Origin of the sequence: Rickettsia endosymbiont of Rhinocyllus conicus, from assembly GCF_964026465.1 — a bacterium.
In the GTDB taxonomy this organism is placed as follows: domain Bacteria; phylum Pseudomonadota; class Alphaproteobacteria; order Rickettsiales; family Rickettsiaceae; genus Rickettsia.
On the sequence record NZ_OZ032155.1, the window covers coordinates 205,716 to 226,134 of the forward strand.

Here is a 20,419-nt window from a genome sequence, read left to right on the forward strand (position 1 = left end):
ACTAGTCCAAATAGTCGCCATGTAGTTTTCCATATACAAATCCAGAAAAATCCAAATAAAAAGAGTAAAATACTAAAATTTGTGATATAGCCGAAATACCAAACTGAGCCAGGTAAATTATTAAATAGTGGGCTGATTTAATTATTATTTCAATAAAAAACCCTATAATCTCCAAAATATAACTATCAAACCCAATCATAGTAAAAGGCAAGGACAATAGAGCAAGAGGCATCAGAAAAAAAGACATTATAGGCACGGCAATAAGATTTGTCGGTACTGAGTAAGTAGAGAATATAAAAAACTGATTTATTACTACGGGGGCAGTAATGATGCTTGCTAAAAAACTAGAGTAAATATTTGATATGGTATAAAATTTTATTGCTCCAAAAATGCCTTTTTTCTCTCCAAGTAACCACGAATTTTTAAGATAAAACTCATAACCTGCCACAAGTGATAATACTGCAATAAAAGATAGCTGAAAACTCGGATGAAAAATATATTCGGGATTTAGCGATAATATTATAAATGCAGCAATAGCAAGAGAACGAATAGGAAAACCAGCTCTTCCTATAATAATCCCATAAATAAAAATCGCTGCCGTAATAAAAGCTCTGGTTGCTGCGATTTGCATCCCGCTTAGCTCTAAATATCCAAAGCTGCCGATTAATGCACAGTAAGCAGAAATCAATTTTATATTGTAATTATATGCCAAATAATTTGATATATTCAGCAAAAACCTTGTAGTAATGAAAATAATCATTACCACTAGCGACAAATGTAGCCCTGAAACGCATAATACGTGTGATATACCGCTTTGTCGCATATCTTGCATGATTTGCCTGTTTAAGCCTTTCGTCTCACCAAGTAATATCGCAGCTGCAAAATTTCCTTTATCACTACCAAGCTTATTTATTAAATTATTATAAATGAAAATACGTATTTTATAAATAAAGCTATCAATAGTAGTTTCATTGCGTGCTAAAATTTTAGGTTCTGACATCGCATAGCCATTTGCTCCTATATCAGCAAGATATGCATAAAACCCGAAATCATAGCCACCAGGTAATATACTATTTTGAGGTTTATAAAGCTTAGCAAGTAAAGTTATATAGTCATTTACACGAATTTCCTGTAAATATTTTTTCGGTATACTAATTTTTACCTTTTGTAAATCACGATTAATTTCCTCGATTTTTATTTCGCTTAATACTACTTGTCCTCCGATGATGGTTGGTTTGATAGATTCTATTTTGCCGCCAACTAGAGTAATTATAGGCTTATGAATGGTTTGACCATGCACACTTGCCGTGCGGTATTTTGCGACTAATAAACCAATTGCAAATGCAATAATAATACCATAAATAAACTTGATGATGATGCTATATCTTTTGCTAGTAGATAATATTAAAAGTACAAGTAAAATAATCCCAATAGTTGAAAATGAAAAATCAAAATTTAAAGAAAAATAAACTATAATTCCGCAGATGAAACTAACGAAATACCATAAATTAAGATGGTTATATTCGGCTTCAAAAATTGCTTTTAAATAATCTAGCATTTTCAATTATAAGTTAAAAACACATTATACCCGCCCAGCGATCCTTTTTCAATAGCAAGATCAAATTATTAAAATAAATTAACTATATTATTGATTTTTAACCACATTACTATTATATGCGACTTTGGTAAGCATAACTAAATTTTAGGTATTCAAAATATGAGTAAAATAACCACAAATAATTCCGTAAAAAAACTAAGACTTTTAAAATATTCTTTACTTGCTTCTATATCAGCAGCAGCAATAATTGCAGTACCTTTTGAAGGAGTAGCAAGTAGCAAAGATACTTACCAAGATATAATGGAGTATAAGAAAGCATTAAATAGAGCTAGTAGTGTAAAACGTAGACCTTCAACAAAAAAAGGAAGAGAAAGCCTTAAAAGTAATGATTCAAGCCAAGATATAGAAGATTTTTATAAAAATAGCTCACCGGTACAACAAGAGCCAAACTCACAAAGTGATTTTAAGCCTGCACAGGCTAGCACGCCTAAAAAACGTGGAGTATTTTCTCGTCTTTTTGGTAAAGGTAAAAAAGATGATAATACATCAGCGGAAGAGCCAACAAAGCTTACAAAATCTCAAGAACAATTACAAAGAACTAAGGCTGCTAGGCAGGGTGTAGCTGATAAAAATAAAGCAACTACGGATGAAGTAAAAAGAAAAAGTGCAGAATATCAAGCACAGATAGAGCAAGATAATAATGAAAGAATTAAAGTTGATAAAGAAGCACAAAAAAAAGCACAAGAAGTACGAAAAAAACAGGCAGCTAAAGCATACGCAGCAGCAAAGAAAAAAAATAATATAGGAGAGGCACGGATACAAAAAAATCTATTAATGGTTGCATTAGGAGCGGAGATAGAAAAGAAAAGAGTATTATTAAATAACCAAGAGAGTGAACAGCAGGTTCAAGATGATTTAAACCAATTAGAAAAAATAAAAAAAATATTAAATCAAAATCCAGAATCTTTAGAGACTACAAGAGAAGGGATAGGACGAATAGAATCGTACGAAGATAAAACTGTAGCAGAAAAGAAATTATTAAAAATAGAAAAAAAACAAGAAAAGCAAGAAGACTTAAAACTAAAAATAATAGGAGAACTGGCTAAGGAAAAGCCAAATCATAATGATATAAAGAAATATTATGAGAAAGTAGAAAGGATTTCTGGAGAAATAAAAACTGAAATAGGACAAATTACTTTTCCACCGCAACTACCTGCTCGAAATAAAAATAACACTAATAATGTAAGCATTCCTGTAACACCTAGAGTGCAAAGGATTGTAGATAATAGCAATTATGATTCAGGAGGATATTTAAAACCAAACCCGCCCTCAGTACAGGACTATATAGAAGTATTTCCAGATCCAGTTGTAAATGTGCAGCCTCAAAAAGAAGATCAGTCAAAACAACATCCTACGTTTACTCAAGCGGATTTAAACGTACGTATGTTGCCATTGGTTGAAACATATATGGAAGTAGGAGGACTAATAAAAAACCTACAAAAAACACCTAGTTCTTCTCAGCAAAAATTAATTGATACAAGTTTAGCAAGTATAAAAAAAGAGCAAAAAAACTTAGAAAATATAATTCAAGAATTAAATATATTAAGATTAAAGCTAGTTAACAAGCCACAAAATGAAATAAGCTATAATAGGCGAATTGAGGAAAAACTTGCTGAAGCAAAACAAATTGAAAGCAGGATAAATGGATACCAAGATAAGATAAAGACGAATGTAGGATTTATTGCAGCTAATAAAGAAGATACGCATATTGTTCCAAAAAATAATTTAGCTCTTTTAGGACATCAAAATATTGAGTACTCATTACATAGAATTAATAGTGCTAATAGTAATAAGCGTCCAGTATTGTTTGATAGATTACTTAAAGATTTAAATAAGAAAAAAGACGAAGCTAAAGCAGTATGGGAGCAATTTATTATATATAAAGAAAATAAAGAAAGAAAAGATTTAAATGGTGATGAAAACAGGCAAATAGAAGCAGCTGAGGCATTATTAAAACAATATAATAATGATATAAAATTAGTTGAAGAAGCATTTGAAAATTACAAAGAAGATAGTAGAAAAAGTAATGGTATACAAAGTCCAGCATCATCTAATTTAGAATATTTAGCACTTGAAGAGAAATTTACCTCACTACGAAAACATGATGAGCTGGATGAAGAGCTTCAAAAAGTATCCACCAAAAAAAGTAATGTTGAAGCACAATATCATGAATTACGCCGAAAAAGATTAGACCCTGAAAATTCACAATCACTTCAGGATTTAGCCCAGGAAGCTCTAAATTTATCAAAACAAGAATCACAGTTACAACAAGATATAGAGGATTTAGGTTCAACTCCTAGCTCTAGTAATTCATCAGATAGTGATGTAGAAATAAAGGCTAAAGGATATAGTGCAACACCGTTAAAGAAATATGCTTCAGTTCATAGCATTAGTGATCTAGTTGGTAGTAAAGAAGACTTAAGCGTAGAATTTGAAAAATTAGTTGAAGCTGAAGGCTTAAACAATGAGTCTAAGATAGATAGAGAAGATAGAGATGCAGAATTTAAAGAAGTCCTAGAAGGCTTTGAAAAAATAACTGCAGATATAAATTCAGAACTTGAAACACTAACTGCAGCGAAAGGCTTAAACGATCAACCTAACGCAAATATTGGTACAAAAACTGAAGATGCTTCGGATCAACTATTATTATCAACTAATGAACATAGCTCCTTGGGAGTAAGTAATGGTAGAGAGGATAAACCTAGCTCATCAGAATCAAGTGATGGCGGAAAAAGTGAATATAACTTGTTAGGAGTAAGTGATGGTAAAGAGGAAGAAGATAGATTCTTAGGGCTAAGTGATGGTAGTGATGATGAGCATGGTCTTTTAGCATTAAGCGATGGTAGAGAAAATGAAAATGATTCTTTAAAATTAAAAGATGGTGATGATAAACGTAGTTTCTTAAGGTTAAAGAGTGGCGAAAAGGATGAAGATAGCTTTTTAAAATTAATAGATAGTGATGATGATTATGATTCAGGTATAGAAGAAGATTTAGAATATAGTAAACCGCTTAAAAAGATTGATGCAATTACAACTATCCCTCTTCCGCAAGCAGTAGAAGAAGTAAAAAAGAGTGTTGCAGCAATTGCTCCTACTACTAATCAACAAATTCAAACTGTTCAGAAAGTGACGAAAGATTCTATTTTTACTAGACTTGATTCTATTGCAGTAGTTAAAATTAATGAAGATAATAATGCTGCTATAGCAGCTGGTGATGAAGAGTCACCAGTTAAAAGAGGTCTATGGATGCGTACTATGTACGGTGTTAATAACCAAGGTAGAGTTAATAATATTAATGGCTATAGAGGTATTAATAAAGGTGGTACTGTTGGTTTTGACGTTGAGATCGATAATAATATTATAGGTATTGCTTATAGTAACGTTCATTCAGTATTTAAGTTTAAAAATAACAATAATAATGATAAAGAAATTATTAAAAGTCATATAGTTTCTATCTATGGGCAAAAAGAATTACCGAAAAATTTTGTATTGCAAGGTTTAGTTGCTGCTTCTAAGAACTTTATTAAAAATAAAACTACTTATTTATTTAATAATACTAAATTTAAGAGTAATGTAAAACATCGTAACCATAGCTATAACGCAGAAGCTTTACTTAATTATAATTATCTGGCTACAAATAATATAGTCATTACGCCAAATATCGGTTTAAGATACGGAAAATCACGAGATGGTGTATATAATGAAACAGGTATTAGTATTCAAGAAATAGCTCTTGCAACGAAAGAAAATAATATATTATCAGGAATTATCGGTGCTAAAACGAAAATACCTTTAAAAAATAATAATTTAGGGCTTACGCTGCATAGTTCCATAGAGCATAATTTCAATGAAAAAACTCAGAGAGTAAATAGAACTATTCAAATACAAGGTAATAAATTTACGCAAAATCATATAATACCGAAACAAGCAAAAACAGCCTATAATTTAGGAGGGGGTATTATAGGAAGTGTTAAGAATACGATTATTTCGTTGGATTATAACTATTATTTGAATAAACGTTATCATAGCCATCAAGGTAGTATTAAACTTAAAGTAAATCTATAATTTTGCTTGCAATACTTAAAAAGATATTGTATAAAACCTTTGAAGTTATTGTAATTAAAGTGCATTGTTATATTATCTGTTACTCCGTAAGGCTTGCTTAAGTGGATCGGTTTTTCCTCTGTCATCCCGCGGCTTGATTGCGGGATCCAGAAAAAATAATGAAAAATACTAAAATTAGTATTTTTAACTGGATTCCGCTACAAGCTCATGGGATGACAAAGATAGGGCTAATACACCAAGGCAACGCCTTGCGGGGATGACAAATTATAATAATATTTCTTAAAGGCCCCTTCGTCTAGCGGTTAGGACACCACCCTTTCACGGTGGGAACACGGGTTCGAGTCCCGTAGGGGTCACCATCCTTATTTCTCGATTATTCCTTACTAAAAATATTGTTGTGCGACTCAAGAGTCGTTATTGTGAAAAAGTATTATTTGCGTATATAAGTTTTCCTTTGTCATCCCGTGGTGGCTTGTTCGTGTGCATCAGTTTCCCCGTCATTGCGAGGAGATACAAAGTATCGACGTGGCAATCTTGTCAAGCATCCTAAGATTGCGTACGTACAAGTTACTTCGTAATTTCCTCACAATGACGGGAAAATTGATCCATACGGCATGACACATATGTAACAAAAAACCTATATAGTTTGACTATGTAGGTTTTTTTGCTTTATAATGTACAAGATGACATTAAGAATCTTAAATAAAAAATTATGTTAAATAATATTAGAAAAACTGCCGATAGTTTTATAATGCGGGTTTTATTCGCAATGATCGTTTTTGCCTTTGTTGGCTTTGGCATTAAAGATGTATTACATGGAAGAGGTGGTGGCAATATCGTAACTTTTTCTCATGCGAAAAACATATCGCAAGAAGATTTTCTGCGGGCAAAATCTTTAGAAATTAACGCTATATCTAAACAAGTAGGAGTAAGCCTAACGGAAGAAGAAATAGCACAATTAAATATAGATAATAGAATCTTAAAAAGGCTTATTTTTGAGAATATCTTAGATTATCTAGTTAGCTATTATGATTTTGATATAAGCGATGATACTGTAAAAAATTTAGTAAAAGAATCACCGGTTTTTAAAAATGATCAAGGAATTTTCGATATAAAGCTCTTTAAAACTTATTTTAGAAATTCTTATACAGATGAAGAAAAATATTTAGTAAATTTTAAAGAAAAAGCCTTAAAAAATATTTTTGCTGGTACTTTTTTAGATAGCTTCTATGTTCCAAAAGCTATGACTGATAATATAGTAAATTATATGGCTGAAAAAAGAGAAGTAGAATTAGTGCAAATGAATCTACAAAACAAGCCAAAAGATTTACAAATTCCAGTTCCCTCTGATCAGGAATTAAAAGATTTTTACCAGAATAACAAATCTTCATTTGAAATACCTGAGAAGCGTAGCTTTTCATATATAAAAGTTACTACTGAAAACTTACAAAAGAAAATCCAAGTTACTAAAGAAGAATTATTAGAATTTTATAATGAGAATAAAGAGGAATTTGGAGAACAAAGTTTTGAGGATGTACAAAAACAATTATATGAACAAATAGAATCTCAAAAAATTGATATCCTAAATATGGAGCTTGCTAAAAACTTAGAAGATGATGTCGCAGCCGTTTCTAGCTTAGTTGAAATCGCAGAAAAATATGAGCTGCCTATTAACAATATTAATAATATAAGTTATGCCGATTTGATCGAAGACAAAATAATTGCCGAAAATGCCGATAGTATTTTTGAGCTTAGCGAGAGGGAATTATCTTATCCGATTGAGGCAGAAGATAAAAGCTATTTAGTACTTGTTGAATTAAAATCTATAAATCCAGCAAAAATACCTGAATTTGATAGTATTAAAGAACAGATAAATAGCACTTGGATAAAGCAATATCTTGCTGATCTTAATATAAAAATTATGAAAGATTTAGCAAAAGAAGATAATTTTGATACAGAAGATAACACATCAAATGCTAAAATACGTAACAAAACTTATATAAGATCAGAAATGGAAAATGATCAGATGTTAACCCCTGAAATATTATTATCCATTTTTAACACTAAAATAGGTTCTAATACTCCTGTATTTCAAGTAGGCGATGAGCTATATTTTGCCCATATTAAATCTACAAATATAGATGAGCAGGTGGCTAAAAATATTAGAACTAATTCAGAAAAAAATATAGTACACACTATTAAAAATTCTATCATTGATGAATTGATTAACTATACGATCAAGCAAAATGATATGAAAGTGAAGACTATATAAATGAGTTGTGTCGCCCTGTGACGGCATTGCCCGCGTGGATCGAAAAACGTGATCGGTGTCATCCCGTGGCTCGTCCACGGGATCCAGTAATAAAAAATACAAAAAGCTCGATTTATCTCGCTTTATGCTGGATCTAGTTCCCAAACCACGGGAGACCTTATTGCGTGGATACCAAATCGTCTGAGCTACGCGAATGAAATGAGCGTGGCAATCCAGAAAAAATAATAAAAAATACTAATAATATTAGTATTTTTTAGCTGGATTGCTTCGTCAATTACTTCACAATTTCCTCGCAATGACGGAAAAACCGATCCACGCAACAATGCCACCACGGGATGATGCCGATGCACACGTACGGTGAGGATTACATACGAGCTAAATAACACAAAATCTAATAAATAATATGAGCTTTAGAGATTTACCCGAGTTTTTGAAATTGTTAGAAAAAAACGGTGAATTAAAGCGTATTTCTGTTGAAGTTAAAACCGATCTAGAAATTACTGAAATCAGCAGAAGAGCATTGGAGCAAAATGGTCCTGCTTTGCTATTTGAGAATGTTATAAAATCTGACGGCAGTAAATCTACAATACCTGTTCTAACTAATCTTTATGCTAGTATCAATCGTATTTGCATGGGGCTTAAGCTTCAGAATATTCAGGAATTAAGAGAGCTTGGAGTTTTACTCGCATTTCTTAAACAACCGCAACCACCATCATCTTTTAAAGAAACATTATCGAGGTTACCGCTAGCAAAGCGTATCTTTGCTATGTCGCCTAAAACTGTTTCAAAAGCCGCTTGCCATGAGATTATTATCGACAAGCCTGATCTTAATATATTACCAATCCAAAAATGTTGGTCTCTTGATGTTTCACCTTTAATTACTTGGTCTATAGTTGTAACTAAAGGACCAACCGATGAAAAGGTTGATAATTATAATCTCGGTATATATAGAATGCAGGTTATTTCGGAAAATAAATTATTGATGCGTTGGCTTAAGTTGCGAGGTGGTGCAGAGCATCATAAACGTTGGAAAGGAGCAAAAAGAGAACCTTTCCCAGCTGCTATAGTTATTGGGGCAAATCCGGCAATAACTATGGCATCAGTAATGCCGATACCGGAAAATATTTCGGAATATAATTTTGCTGGGTTGCTTGGTAATGAAAAAGTAGAATTGGTAAAGTGTAAAACCATTGATTTAAAAGTTCCAGCACATAGCGAAATAGTGCTTGAGGGGTATGTTAGTCTAGATGAGTATTTACCCGAAGGTCCTTTTGGCGACCATACCGGATATTACAATGATGTTGAAGAATTCCCAGTATTTACTGTAACAGCAATAACGATGAAAAAAAATCCTGTATATTTGAGTACTTATACAGGCAAACCCCCAGATGAGCCATCAATACTCGGTGAAGCATTAAATGAGATTTTTATCCCTCTTATTCAACAACAATTTCCGGAAATTGTTGATTTTTGGTTGCCACCTGAAGGTTGTTCATATAGGGTTGCGGTAGTATCAATTAAAAAGTCTTATCCTGGTCATGCTAAAAGAATAATGCTTGGTGTTTGGTCTTATTTACGGCAATTTATGTATAGCAAATTTATTATCGTGGTCGATGATGATATCGATATTCGTAACTGGCAGGAAGTAATTTGGGCAATCTCAACAAGAGTTGATCCAAAGCGTGATACAACTTTCATAGAAAACTCCCCAATAGATTATTTAGATTTTGCATCCCCAGAGTCAGGGCTTGGCAGCAAAATGGGAATAGATGCAACAGATAAAATATACCCTGAGACAAACAGAAAATGGGGTAAAAAAATCGAAATGGATCAGGAAGTTATCGACAAGATAAATAGTATATGGGATAGTCTAGAGATATAGATGTCATTGCGAGCGACTGCAAGGAGCGTGGCAATCTCATGAAATAGAGTTATAAGATTCCTGAGATTGCTTTGTCGAAACTTACAGTTTCTCCTCGCAATGACGTAGTAACATCACCGGAACTAAAATATGTACAACATACCACATGAAACGATTATCAATAATTTTAAAGAAATAGCTGATAAATATCAAGAATTGATCATGCATTTAATGCAGGGCAAGGGTAGTATAATACCACAAAATTTAATTAATAGTGATAAGAATAGAATTATCGCCACCTTAATGGTAGAACAATTTTGGGCAAATCCTGAAAAATTTTGTAGTATTAATACCCAGTATATTGAAAAGCTAAGAGAGCTTACTACGAATGCCTTTGCGAAATTTGTTGGTAGTCCGGCGAAAGCTATATTTTCCCCAGATAATCGTGATAAAAGATTTAAAGATTCTTTATGGGAAGAGAATGCTTATTTTGATTTTGTTAAACAATATTATCTATTATCCGCTGAATGGCTTAAGAAAAATATCGATCAATATGAATTATCAGATGACCTTAAGCAACATTTAGATTTTTTAACTAGGCACTTTATTGATGCTTTTTCGCCATCAAATTTTGCTTTTTGTAATCCAAAAGTTTTACGTGAAACTTTGGAAAGTGGGGGCAGAATTTAGTACAAGGGCTTGAAAATTTCCTAAGAGATATAAAAAATTCAGGTGATATATTAAATATTAGAACTACTGATAAATCAGCTTTTAAGCTTGGTGAGAATATTGCAACAACAAAAGGAAAAGTTATATTTCAAAATGATTTGATGCAGCTAATATGCTATGAGCCGAAAGAAAAAGTACATAAGATACCGATACTAATTATTCCCCCTTGCATAAATAAATATTATATTCTCGATTTATCCTCGCATAATTCATTAATATCTTTTTTAGTGGAAAATAATTTTCAAGTTTTCCTTATTTCATGGGTTAATCCGGATTCGTCTTTAGCAGAAAAAGGCTTTGATGATTATTTACAATATGAGATTTTAGCACCTATTGAATATATTAGAAAGCTTGGCTTTAAAAAAATTGACTTCGTTGGATATTGCATGGGCGGAACGTTTCTTGCCATTATTCTTGCATATTTAAAAGTAAAAAAACTAGATTGCACTAATAGTGCTACGTTCTTTACCACCTTGCTTGATTATACTAGTCCTGGTGAGCTTGGAGTATTTTTTAATGAAAATACGATGAAGTATATTAAAGAGGATATGGATTTGAAAGGATATTTTGATGGAAAATATTTATCAAATACCTTTAGTTTACTAAGAGCTAACGATTTAATTTGGACATTTTTTGTAAATAATTATTTACTTGGCAAAAATCCTATGCCTTTTGATTTGTTATATTGGAATGCTGATTCTACAAATTTACCGGCAAGAATGTATCAAGAATATTTACAAAATACCTATTATAATAATTTACTAAAAGAGCCTAATACTTTAGAAATATTAGGAACTAAGATAGATCTTGGTAAAGTTGATTGTAATTCTTTCTTTGTGGCAGCTAAGGAGGATCATATCGCACCTTGGCGTTCAATATATGATGGAATGAAATTGATAAATGGTGATAAGATTTTTTGCTTAACTGATTCAGGGCATGTAGCAGGGGTGGTTAATCCTCCAAAAACTACTAAATATAATTATAGACTTAATGATGATTTAAGTTTAAATAGTAGAGAATGGCTTTTGAAAGCTACAGAATATAAAGGCTCATGGTGGGAATGCTGGCTTGATTGGCTTATTAAAAATAATACTGAACTAGTAAAATCTTTGGATTATAAAAATTTAATAGCAATTGAAGAAGCACCAGGAAGTTACGTTAAAAAATAAAAAAGTTTGTGAAGAGAAAAAATAAAAAATTTACGGAAATATTTATTGCCTTTATTTTAGGCAAATCAATAGGTGTTTTAGGATATTCAGATTATGGAACTGATCTAATAAATCAGTTCAAAATATCGCATACACCGCCTCCAAAAATAAAGCATTACAATATTTCGCAGCTTTCTAGAAGTAAAGTTAGTACATGTTTTACTCCCCCATCAGGTTGCATTAAATTTATAGCAGATCAAATTGATACAGCTAGAGAGTCAATTTATATGCATGCATATGGCATGAGCGATTCATTGATTACTGCCGCTTTAATTAATGCTCAAGCACGTGGTGTACAAGTGAAAATCTTACTGGATCGTAGTAATTTAAAGCAAAAATTTTCTAAGTTACACGAATTACAACGAGCAAAAATTGAGGTAGGTATAGATAAAGTTCCGGGTATTGCTCATAATAAAGTTATAATTATCGATAAAAAGAAAGTAATAACCGGTTCATTTAATTTTACTGCTGCTGCTGATAAACGTAATGCAGAAAATGTAATCGTTATAGAAGATGCTGAGCTTGCAGATTCTTATCTACAAAACTGGCTCAGTAGGAAAGCGAGGAATGGATAGGATTGTTATATGGTTTTTATGTCATTCTGCATAACATTGTTGCGTGGATCGAAAAGCACTTTCGATGTCATGCCGTGGCTTGACCACGGCATCCAAAAAATAATAAAAAATACTAATTTTATTAGTATTTTTAACTGGATCCCGCGATCAAAGTCGCGGGATGACAACTGGAAAAACTGATCCACGCAATAAAGCTTTCCCGTCTACGCGGGAATGACATGTAGCTTAAAATCTAAGCAGGCTTTTTATTAAATACGTTTTTTTGTGCTTGCTGTGCCATATTCTGCATATTAGAAGAAGCTTGATGAACATTTTCAGAAATATTTTTGTTTACTGCTTCTAATATTTTTGCTGAAGATTCATAGGCAATATTTGCAATCTCTTTAGCATTATTCATAGATGTTTCATAAATAGATTTAAAACATTTTTGGTGACAATCGCTAGCTTGCTTAAAATCATTAGTACCCATTGCTTCTTTAGTAGAATTCAAAATGGTATTAATGTATCATTTCGGAGTTTTTCTTAAGCAAATTTTGCATGCTTTCAGTAGCTATTTGATTTGTTGTTACTAAAATATTTAAAGCTCTTTGCATTGTTCCGGTGGTAGATGAAAAATCTATATTAGGCATATTTTTTAAAGAACTCATATAAAGTTCAGGATTCATATAAGATTTCATAAAATCTAAAAATTGTGTATTATTTAACATTATTTTTCTCCTAAAAATAAATTAAACTTTGTAAAATATAAGTGACTGTGTGTTTTGTGGGTTTGTTAAGAACCCTTAACCCATTAGTCCATGCTAACATTTATAAAATTACGAGTCAATAATTGTTAGATGGTAAGTTAATATTAAAATTAATTAAGCTTTATAAATGTTAGATACACAAACACAAGAATTAATAATTAAGTGGCAAAAATACCTCAGCTTGCAAAAAAATTACTCTAATCATACCATGATTTCCTATAATAATGATCTTAAACATTTTCTTGAGTTCATGAATTATTATAATTCGGATATCGTCACAATGGATTATATTAGGGCAGCAGATATAAGATTGATGCGAAGTTGGCTTGCTAAAAGAAAATGTGATAATTTTGTTACTTCATCAATTGCCCGTGGTTTATCTGCCATAAAGAATTTTTATAAATTTTTAGAAAAGACGGCTGAATTACATAATCATGTGGTTTTTTCTATTAAATCTCCCAAAAAAAGTAAACTACTGCCAAAAGCCTTATCTGAAGAAGAGGTAAATATATCACTTGATCATATTGAAGAATATGGAAATAGTCAGTGGATAGAAATTAGAAATAAAGCATTACTTGTTCTTATATATGCTTCAGGTTTACGAATATCTGAAGCGTTATCGATTACAAAGCTTCATTTACAAAATTTAGAATTTATAAAAATAATGGGTAAAGGAGGTAAAGAGAGAGTAATTCCTTGGCTTGCTATTGCTAGAAATTTGATCACAGAATATTTAGAAAAATTACCATATGAATTGAAAGATGATGAACCAATATTTAGAGGGAAGCAAGGTAAGAAATTGCAACCTCCTGTATTTAACCGGGAGTTAATTAAGTTGAAACGGTTTTATGGTTTACCTGAGCATTTAAGTGCTCATTCATTTAGGCATAGTTTTGCCTCGCATTTACTAGAAAATGGGGCAGATTTACGCTCTATTCAAGAGCTGTTAGGACATAAAAGTTTATCAACTACACAAAGCTATACAAAAACAAGTATAAAGCATTTAGAAACGGCATATGTTACCGCACATCCAATCAAAAAATAAAATGTTATTTAATATTAACAATCTTCTTGCGTTAATTTTAAGTTATATATTATATTAATTTAAAACCTTATAAGTATAGGTACTAAATAGATAATATTGAGATTATGAATATGTTTAAAATTACTACATTGCCTGAAGAATATAAGCCGTCTAAAGACGAAGAATATATGTGTAAAAATCACTTAGAATATTTTAGGCAAAAACTTTTAAAGTGGAAAAATTCTTTACTAAGTGAATCTCAAGAAACTTTAAATCATCTAAAAGAAGAAAATTGGAATGAATCAGACCCTAATGATCGTGTTACTACTGAAACAGAAACTGCTTTCGAACTTCGTACTAGAGACAGATATCGTAAGTTATGCGAAAAAATAGAGCAAGCATTAAAGCGTATTGAAGAGGGTGAATATGGTTATTGTGAAGAAACAGGCGATCCGATAGGTATAAAAAGGTTAGAAGCACGACCAATAGCTACATTATGTATTGAAGCACAAATGCGGCATGAAAATTATGAAAAAAATCATTTAGACGAACCGCAGAGATAATATAAGTAGGTGAAATTAATTATAATGTCACCCCGTGATTTATTCACGGGGTCTAGCTAACTAACCTTAGTTTATTGCAATGATTTCAGTTTGTCTAATACTTCCTGAGCATGTCCTTTAGCATTGACAGAACACCAAATATGTCTAACCCCACTTTCTTTATCAAGTAAGAAAGTTGCTCTATCTATACCCATATATTTTTTACCAAACATGGATTTTTCTACCCATACCCCATATTGTTCGCATAAATTTGAATTTGCATCTGAAGCTAAATCGAATTCTAAGCAATATTTTTCTTTAAACTTATCATGAGAGTCGAATTTATCTTTTGAAACTCCAATAATTACTGCGTTAAGCTTATCGAATTCTGGTTTTAACTTATTGAAATCTTGTGCTTCTAAAGTACATCCTGGTGTGTCATCTTTTGGGTAAAAATATAGCACCACAAATTTGCCTTTTAAATCAGATAATTTAATTACTTTCTCTTTCCCTATATGTAAAGAGAAATCATGAGCTTTTTTCCCTATTTCTAATGTCATAAAATTTCCATGTTTAATTATTAAGTTCAGAGGACTTAACTTAGTTAATCATCTTATATTAAAATATGCGTTTTTAAAATTATTTTTTATCATATTGCTTTTTTTATCGGATTATTTATTATGTAAATACAAAATATCTAGGTTTAATTTTTATTAACTATTTTTAAAAAAATAGTAAGAAATTTGAATGATATAATATAAACAATAACATTAATGATCGGAGAATATCATGAAAAAAATTTTAGTAACATTTGCAACTGCTGCTACATTATTAGTAACCCCTAATGCTTTTGCTGATGATGCTACAAAAAGTGAAATACAAGCACAAGAAGTAGCTCAGGAACAAACAAAAACAATTGCTCAAAAATTAGAAGAGCTAAAAGAAAATTTAAAAGATTTAGCAAAAAATGGTAGTGAAAAGTTTAATCAAACTTTAAGTGATACTTATAATCAAATGTCACAAGCTATTGCAGAAATAAAAGATGAAAAAGGTAAAGAGCTACAAAAAGCTTTAGATGATGCTAATGAAAAAATCGAAGAATATAAAAAAGCTGGTACTAAACAACAAGAACAAATGCGTCAAGCTATTATTGATAAATTAGATGCGTTAAATAAAAATATTAACGAACACAACGAAGAAAAAGCAAAATCATAAGTAATGTATTTCTAGTTGGACCTAGTTCCCAAGCCACGGGAGGCATTGTTGCGTGGATACCAAATCGTCTGAGCTACGCGACTGCAAGGAGCGTGGCAATCCAGGAAAAATAATAAAAATGCTATAAGTTAGCATTTTTTACTGGATTGCTTCGTCAATTACTTCATAATTTCCTCGCAATGACGACTCTCGATCCACGCAACAATGCCGGACTCAGTTAGCAAACCACGGGGTGACAGCGAGAAATAATCTCTACGCAGGAATGGCATAAAAACCGGCTAATTACATATATTTGACTTTAATAAGTTAAGCATGCTATAAGTTAATTACACTCATATAATTGATTCGTATGCTATGACTATTACTAAAGAAAAAATTGCTTTTATGCTAAACGCTGAATTAGGCTTTTCAAAAAGCTTATGCGAAGAGATAATTAATGCAGTTTTTACTAATATTTTAGATATCGCAAAAAAACAAAAATTAACTTTAAAAAACTTCGGTAGCTTTGAAGTTAAGCATAAAAATTCTCGTCCCGGAATAAATTTTCATACAAAATCTCAAATCACTATAGAGCCGAAAAATATATTACGTTTTGTCCCCTCTGCTAAGTTAAAAGCTTTGATTAATGAAAATGACTAAAAAATATTATTCAGCTAGCGAAATAACCAAGCTTTTAAACATTGCTTTATACCAGTTAAGGTATTTAGAAAAAAAAATTCTAGGCTTATCTAATTACAAAATAAAAAATAGAAAATATTACACTGCGAATGATTTTGAATTATTTCAAAATCATTTAAATATTGATCAAAATATTTCTAGTTCCTTTCCAAATGTTAATATTAATGATAAAATAGATATACTGCTTATTAATTTCAATAATTTATCCCTCCAAATAAAAAAAATCCTTGCCAATGATTTTAGATCGTGTGTATAGTATTACAAATTTAATATTATATTCTAAGCAACTATGACTTTAGAGAAAGCTGTAAAACCTGTAATTATAGGCATATCAGATACTAAATTAACTGATAGAGAAAAAGCATTGTTACATGAGCATAGTCCGCTAGGGATAGCTTTATTTGCACGAAATATCAAAGCAGATGAAAAAGGAAAGCAAAATAAAGAAGCCCTTGCTCAGCTTATCACTGATATAAAAGAAATATTAGGGGAAAATTCTATTATTGCTATAGATCAAGAGGGTGGTAGAGTACAAAGGCTTACAAAACCAACTTTCTATAATGCACCTCCTGCTAAAGGTTTTGGTGATTTAGCAAAAGATCAAGGATTAGAAATTGCAATAGAAAAATGTAAACAAAATTACAGTAATATAGGTAAAGAACTTAAAGCACTTGGTATTAATTTAGATTTTGCACCGGTAGGCGATATAAGCCATAAAGGAGCACATGATGTTATAGGTAATAGAAGTTTCGGTGTAGAACCTGAAATAGTTGTGCCTTTATGTATAGCAGCTTTGGAAGGTTTGCAGCAAGAAAAGGTGCAAGGTTGTATAAAACATTTGCCGGGGCATGGTAGAGCTAAAGCTGATAGCCATAAAGAATTGCCGAAAGTAAGTAATAGTTTAGAAAAGCTAGAAAAAACTGACTTTAAGGTGTTTAAAGAACTTAGCTCTTTTGATCAAGTGAAGCTTGCTATGACAGCACATATAGTTTATGAGTGCATTGACCCTGATAATCCTGCTACATTATCACCAAAAGTTATTAAATATATTAGAAATAAAATCGGCTATAAAGGTCTTATTATTTCCGATGCAATAGAAATGAAAGCATTAAATGGCGACATGAAAGATATTGCTAAAAAAGCTTTAGAAGCAGGAGTAGATATAGTTTTAGAATGTACTGGTAAGTTAGAAAATATGATTGAAGTACTAGATAGTGTGTCTAAAATATCTATAAGTTAAATTTAATTAAACAATATATTGAAAAAACTTGTTTTTAATATTTAGTTAAAGAATTAATTTTATTAGTTTTCTTAATATTTAGGTATGATAGCCTTATAACTTTAGTTTGAAAGCATTATAAGCTATTTACTAATAATTGAAGTTAAGAAATTCTTTTGTATATTTATTTAGTAAGTGGGAGAAAAGTGCTTGATTTACGATATAATTAATATAATTAAAGAGGACTTGCATAAAGCCGACATAGAGAACAAGATATTTATGCGTCTTAAAGAACCTTACTCTGTTCTTAAAAAAATGAAAAGAAAAGAGGTAGCGGTTCATGAATTGAAAGATTTAATTGCATGTAGAATTATTGTTAAGTCTAAGGATCAATGCTATAATACTCTAGATATAATAAAGGATTCCCCGCATCTATCATTATTGCATACCAAAGATTATATTTGTAGACCGAAAAATAATGGTTATCAATCTATTCATAGTATAATGCAGCTTCAATATTCTAAACGTAAATTTGAAATACAAATAAGAAGCGAAGAAATGGATAGAGATGCCGAACTTGGTAGAGCAGCCCATCTAAATTATAAAGCAGAACAAGATAAGCATTTGAAGAAAGTTTTTGATATTGCTAATGATACAATATTATATAGAGCTAGACAAATGGTAGAAAGCTTTAAAGGTTTAGAAGAGCAAATTATAGAATATGAAAAAGAAATTATGCGTGTTTGGCATACTAGATATGATGAAATGCTGAAATGGGAAAGTGGGGCTAAGTTATTAATATTTAGCCAAGAATAAATGTATACTCGTTTAATTTGAAAAATTGGCTACGTCGTTCTACAAGTACGCAGGTAGCCACGTATTAAGTATATGCTTCGCTCCTCGTCTTGTGAACTCCTTGCTCTTTTCCAAATTAAACTTCGTCTACCATATGGCAATCAATAGTATCGGACAGTTTTAAAAAAGGAATTGTCATTGCGAGAAAGTTATGTAGTAACTGACGAAGCAATCCAGTAAAATGCATAGCATTTATTAGCGGTATATATCAGTATCATTTTTCTCGCAATAACTTTTTCCCATCTCCAAAACCACAAAAAATATCATAAATTTTATCCCTGAAGGCTTTATTAACAACAATAAAGTTTAATAATTTATTAAGTTAAATTTCGTGATAAAAATATTACATTAGTTAAAACTTTATTAATAAAATATAACGCTTCTTTGTAATTGATTATTACCTATAATATAGTTAATCAGGTAGTTTAGTGGAGTTTCTTAACAAGCTTTAGTTTTTTCTGCGTTAGAAAATATACTTTTTTGTTTAATTCCAAATACTAAATTTTAACTTAAGAAATGGGAAAAAATCATGGCTCAAAAACCAAATTTTCTAAAAAGATTAATCTCAAAAAGGTTGATAAAAACAATTTCTACTGCAGCTTTTATTGCGGCTACCTCAAGTTCCGCTATGGGTGCTGGTGTTCAAAAAACTGTTAATGTTCCAACAGCAAGTTTTGGTACTGGAACAGATTGGCTTCCTGCTGTTGCTGTTGGGAACGGTGATTCCCTTTTATATAGTGCAACAGGCAACACGATAATAGGTAATGTTAATAATACTGTAACTATCAATAATAATGGTATTAATCCCATTTTACAAATAGGAACTGCTACTGCTGGTAATACTGTTGGAGTTGCAGGGGTTGTAGGTAGTAAGCAATTAACTATCATGATGATGAATGAAAGCCTCTAATCTTATTTTAGGACCTAATGGTGTTGCTGCTGGAAATTTTGCTGTTGCTGGTGAAGTTGGTAATTATGCTGGTTTATTAAATATAAATTTTTCCAATACAAATTCTAATATTTCAATTGAAACTGATGGCTTTACTTCAGATGTTACTTTTATTAGTAGTGGAGGTGTTAATGGTACTATTACCCTTAATGCAAAAGGTGTAACTCTTAATGGTAATATTACGAATCTTAAAGCTATTGATTTAAATAATAATAACTTAACATTTGGCGGTAATAATATTCAATTATTAGCTAATGGCAGTGCTATAACTTTTAGAGCTAATGAACAATTGACTCTAACTAGTGCAGCTGATATAGAAATTAATAGTAATATAGCTGTAACTAATGATCAGCAAGGTTCTATAGATGCGAGTGGTTTAGCAAGGTGGACAAGGTTTAGTTATTAAGGGTGATATCGGTAATTATTCAACATCTGTAAGACTTGGACAGTTCAATATTGGTTCATCTGCAACTGATTTTAATGCTGGTAATGCTGCTATTGGTAACTTAATTTTTGGAAATAACGGAATAGCATTATTCGCTCACAATAACTATTTAATAACCAAAACTACAAATGCTAGCGGTCAAGGTACAATAATATTTAGACCTGTAGTTGCTGACAATACAAATCTTGTAGCTGGTACAAATTTGGGTAGTGCAGATAACCCGCTTGCAGAAATTAATTTTGCTGCTCCAGCTGGTACTAATAACGCCAGTTTAGGATAAGAGTGTAAGGAATAAAGATAATAAAGCAGGGTATTTACAAGAGAGGAGTGTTGAGTTACATAGATTTTGAATCAAAAAAATATGCACTCAACAATGAAAAGATGTATCATAACTCTATTTTGTATAATAGATAATTAT

General features: G+C 31.3%; 17 protein-coding genes, 1 tRNA gene and 2 pseudogenes. 17 read left to right on the top strand and 3 right to left on the bottom strand.

Annotated features, from left to right (window positions below):
* Nucleotide 1 precedes the first annotated feature (1 nt).
* Nucleotides 2-1,558: a ComEC/Rec2 family competence protein gene (locus AAGD54_RS09420; protein ID WP_410526050.1), complete on the bottom strand. Its 1,557-nt coding sequence runs from the start codon at nt 1,556-1,558 to the stop codon at nt 2-4.
* A gap of 159 nt (nt 1,559-1,717) precedes the next feature.
* On the opposite strand from AAGD54_RS09420, the gene AAGD54_RS01030 reads away from it, so the two are divergent.
* The 7 genes and pseudogenes from AAGD54_RS01030 to AAGD54_RS01065 all read left to right on the top strand — a co-directional run bounded on the left by AAGD54_RS01030 (nt 1,718) and on the right by AAGD54_RS01065 (nt 12,328).
* Entirely contained in the window at nt 1,718-5,683 is a 3,966-nt protein-coding gene (locus AAGD54_RS01030; RefSeq protein WP_341794780.1) for an autotransporter domain-containing protein, read from the top strand.
* Between the two features lie 284 nt (nt 5,684-5,967).
* Nucleotides 5,968-6,042 (top strand) — tRNA-Glu (locus tag AAGD54_RS01035).
* 353 nt (nt 6,043-6,395) lie between these two features.
* A complete protein-coding gene (locus AAGD54_RS01040; protein ID WP_341794781.1) occupies nt 6,396-7,955 on the top strand; it encodes a SurA N-terminal domain-containing protein in 1,560 nt (519 codons plus the stop codon).
* 403 nt (nt 7,956-8,358) lie between these two features.
* Nucleotides 8,359-9,837, top strand: a complete 1,479-nt coding sequence (locus AAGD54_RS01050; RefSeq protein ID WP_341794783.1) for a UbiD family decarboxylase — start codon at nt 8,359-8,361, stop codon at nt 9,835-9,837.
* A gap of 282 nt (nt 9,838-10,119) precedes the next feature.
* Nucleotides 10,120-10,712 (top strand): annotated as a pseudogene (locus tag AAGD54_RS01055) (poly(3-hydroxyalkanoate) synthetase); the annotation flags it as partial.
* Between the two features lie 18 nt (nt 10,713-10,730).
* Nucleotides 10,731-11,714 carry an alpha/beta hydrolase gene (locus AAGD54_RS01060; protein WP_341795147.1) on the top strand — a complete coding sequence of 328 codons (984 nt, stop codon included), beginning with the start codon at nt 10,731-10,733 and terminating at the stop codon, nt 11,712-11,714.
* 8 nt (nt 11,715-11,722) lie between these two features.
* On the top strand, nt 11,723-12,328 hold the full coding sequence (locus tag AAGD54_RS01065) for a phospholipase D family protein (RefSeq protein WP_341794784.1): 606 nt from the start codon (nt 11,723-11,725) through the stop codon (nt 12,326-12,328).
* Nucleotides 12,329-12,560: 232 nt separating this feature from the next.
* Here the strand turns inward: AAGD54_RS01065 and AAGD54_RS01070 are convergent.
* A pseudogene (locus AAGD54_RS01070) lies at nt 12,561-13,035 on the bottom strand (phasin family protein).
* Nucleotides 13,036-13,201: 166 nt separating this feature from the next.
* Between AAGD54_RS01070 and AAGD54_RS01075 the strand changes: the two are divergent.
* Complete coding sequence (locus AAGD54_RS01075; RefSeq protein WP_341794785.1) at nt 13,202-14,119, top strand: tyrosine recombinase XerC; 918 nt, start codon at nt 13,202-13,204, stop codon at nt 14,117-14,119.
* A gap of 110 nt (nt 14,120-14,229) precedes the next feature.
* Entirely contained in the window at nt 14,230-14,661 is a 432-nt protein-coding gene (gene dksA / locus AAGD54_RS01080) for an RNA polymerase-binding protein DksA (protein WP_341794786.1), read from the top strand.
* A 71-nt stretch (nt 14,662-14,732) separates the two neighbouring features.
* Here dksA and bcp read toward each other — a convergent pair whose 3' ends face one another.
* Complete coding sequence (gene bcp, locus AAGD54_RS01085) at nt 14,733-15,200, bottom strand: thioredoxin-dependent thiol peroxidase (RefSeq protein WP_341794787.1); 468 nt, start codon at nt 15,198-15,200, stop codon at nt 14,733-14,735.
* A 229-nt stretch (nt 15,201-15,429) separates the two neighbouring features.
* Here bcp and AAGD54_RS01090 point away from each other — a divergent pair, with 229 nt between their 5' ends.
* From AAGD54_RS01090 to AAGD54_RS01125, 8 genes are all read left to right on the top strand, one after another.
* The gene (locus AAGD54_RS01090; RefSeq protein ID WP_341794788.1) at nt 15,430-15,855 is read left to right on the top strand and encodes a hypothetical protein; all 426 of its coding nucleotides are present in this window, start codon (nt 15,430-15,432) and stop codon (nt 15,853-15,855) included.
* A 354-nt stretch (nt 15,856-16,209) separates the two neighbouring features.
* A complete protein-coding gene (locus AAGD54_RS01095; RefSeq protein ID WP_341788744.1) occupies nt 16,210-16,494 on the top strand; it encodes an HU family DNA-binding protein in 285 nt (94 codons plus the stop codon).
* Nucleotides 16,481-16,789, top strand: a complete 309-nt coding sequence (locus tag AAGD54_RS01100) for a hypothetical protein (RefSeq protein ID WP_341794789.1) — start codon at nt 16,481-16,483, stop codon at nt 16,787-16,789. Before AAGD54_RS01095 ends, AAGD54_RS01100 begins: the two co-directional genes overlap by 14 nt.
* A 33-nt stretch (nt 16,790-16,822) precedes the next feature.
* On the top strand, nt 16,823-17,773 hold the full coding sequence (gene nagZ / locus AAGD54_RS01105; protein ID WP_341794790.1) for a beta-N-acetylhexosaminidase: 951 nt from the start codon (nt 16,823-16,825) through the stop codon (nt 17,771-17,773).
* Between the two features lie 189 nt (nt 17,774-17,962).
* Complete coding sequence (locus AAGD54_RS01110; protein ID WP_341794791.1) at nt 17,963-18,568, top strand: bifunctional (p)ppGpp synthetase/guanosine-3',5'-bis(diphosphate) 3'-pyrophosphohydrolase; 606 nt, start codon at nt 17,963-17,965, stop codon at nt 18,566-18,568.
* Between the two features lie 568 nt (nt 18,569-19,136).
* Nucleotides 19,137-19,517, top strand: a complete 381-nt coding sequence (locus AAGD54_RS01115; protein WP_341794792.1) for a hypothetical protein — start codon at nt 19,137-19,139, stop codon at nt 19,515-19,517.
* Nucleotides 19,504-19,962: a hypothetical protein gene (locus AAGD54_RS01120; protein WP_341794793.1), complete on the top strand. Its 459-nt coding sequence runs from the start codon at nt 19,504-19,506 to the stop codon at nt 19,960-19,962. The genes AAGD54_RS01115 and AAGD54_RS01120 overlap by 14 nt, the downstream gene beginning before the upstream one ends.
* A 7-nt stretch (nt 19,963-19,969) precedes the next feature.
* On the top strand, nt 19,970-20,281 hold the full coding sequence (locus tag AAGD54_RS01125) for a hypothetical protein (protein WP_341795148.1): 312 nt from the start codon (nt 19,970-19,972) through the stop codon (nt 20,279-20,281).
* Nucleotides 20,282-20,419: the final 138 nt, after the last annotated feature.

Bases quoted from the DNA above. Each gene is read 5' to 3' on its own strand.
- AAGD54_RS09420 (WP_410526050.1), bottom strand. From the start codon at position 1,558: ATGCTAGATTATTTAAAAGCAATTTTTGAAGCCGAATATAACCATCTT.
- AAGD54_RS01030 (WP_341794780.1), top strand. From the start codon at position 1,718: ATGAGTAAAATAACCACAAATAATTCCGTAAAAAAACTAAGACTTTTA.
- AAGD54_RS01040 (WP_341794781.1), top strand. From the start codon at position 6,396: ATGTTAAATAATATTAGAAAAACTGCCGATAGTTTTATAATGCGGGTT.
- AAGD54_RS01050 (WP_341794783.1), top strand. From the start codon at position 8,359: ATGAGCTTTAGAGATTTACCCGAGTTTTTGAAATTGTTAGAAAAAAAC.
- AAGD54_RS01075 (WP_341794785.1), top strand. From the start codon at position 13,202: ATGTTAGATACACAAACACAAGAATTAATAATTAAGTGGCAAAAATAC.
- dksA (WP_341794786.1), top strand. From the start codon at position 14,230: ATGTTTAAAATTACTACATTGCCTGAAGAATATAAGCCGTCTAAAGAC.
- bcp (WP_341794787.1), bottom strand. From the start codon at position 15,200: ATGACATTAGAAATAGGGAAAAAAGCTCATGATTTCTCTTTACATATA.
- AAGD54_RS01090 (WP_341794788.1), top strand. From the start codon at position 15,430: ATGAAAAAAATTTTAGTAACATTTGCAACTGCTGCTACATTATTAGTA.
- AAGD54_RS01095 (WP_341788744.1), top strand. From the start codon at position 16,210: ATGACTATTACTAAAGAAAAAATTGCTTTTATGCTAAACGCTGAATTA.
- AAGD54_RS01100 (WP_341794789.1), top strand. From the start codon at position 16,481: ATGAAAATGACTAAAAAATATTATTCAGCTAGCGAAATAACCAAGCTT.
- nagZ (WP_341794790.1), top strand. From the start codon at position 16,823: ATGACTTTAGAGAAAGCTGTAAAACCTGTAATTATAGGCATATCAGAT.
- AAGD54_RS01115 (WP_341794792.1), top strand. From the start codon at position 19,137: ATGGCTCAAAAACCAAATTTTCTAAAAAGATTAATCTCAAAAAGGTTG.
- AAGD54_RS01120 (WP_341794793.1), top strand. From the start codon at position 19,504: ATGAAAGCCTCTAATCTTATTTTAGGACCTAATGGTGTTGCTGCTGGA.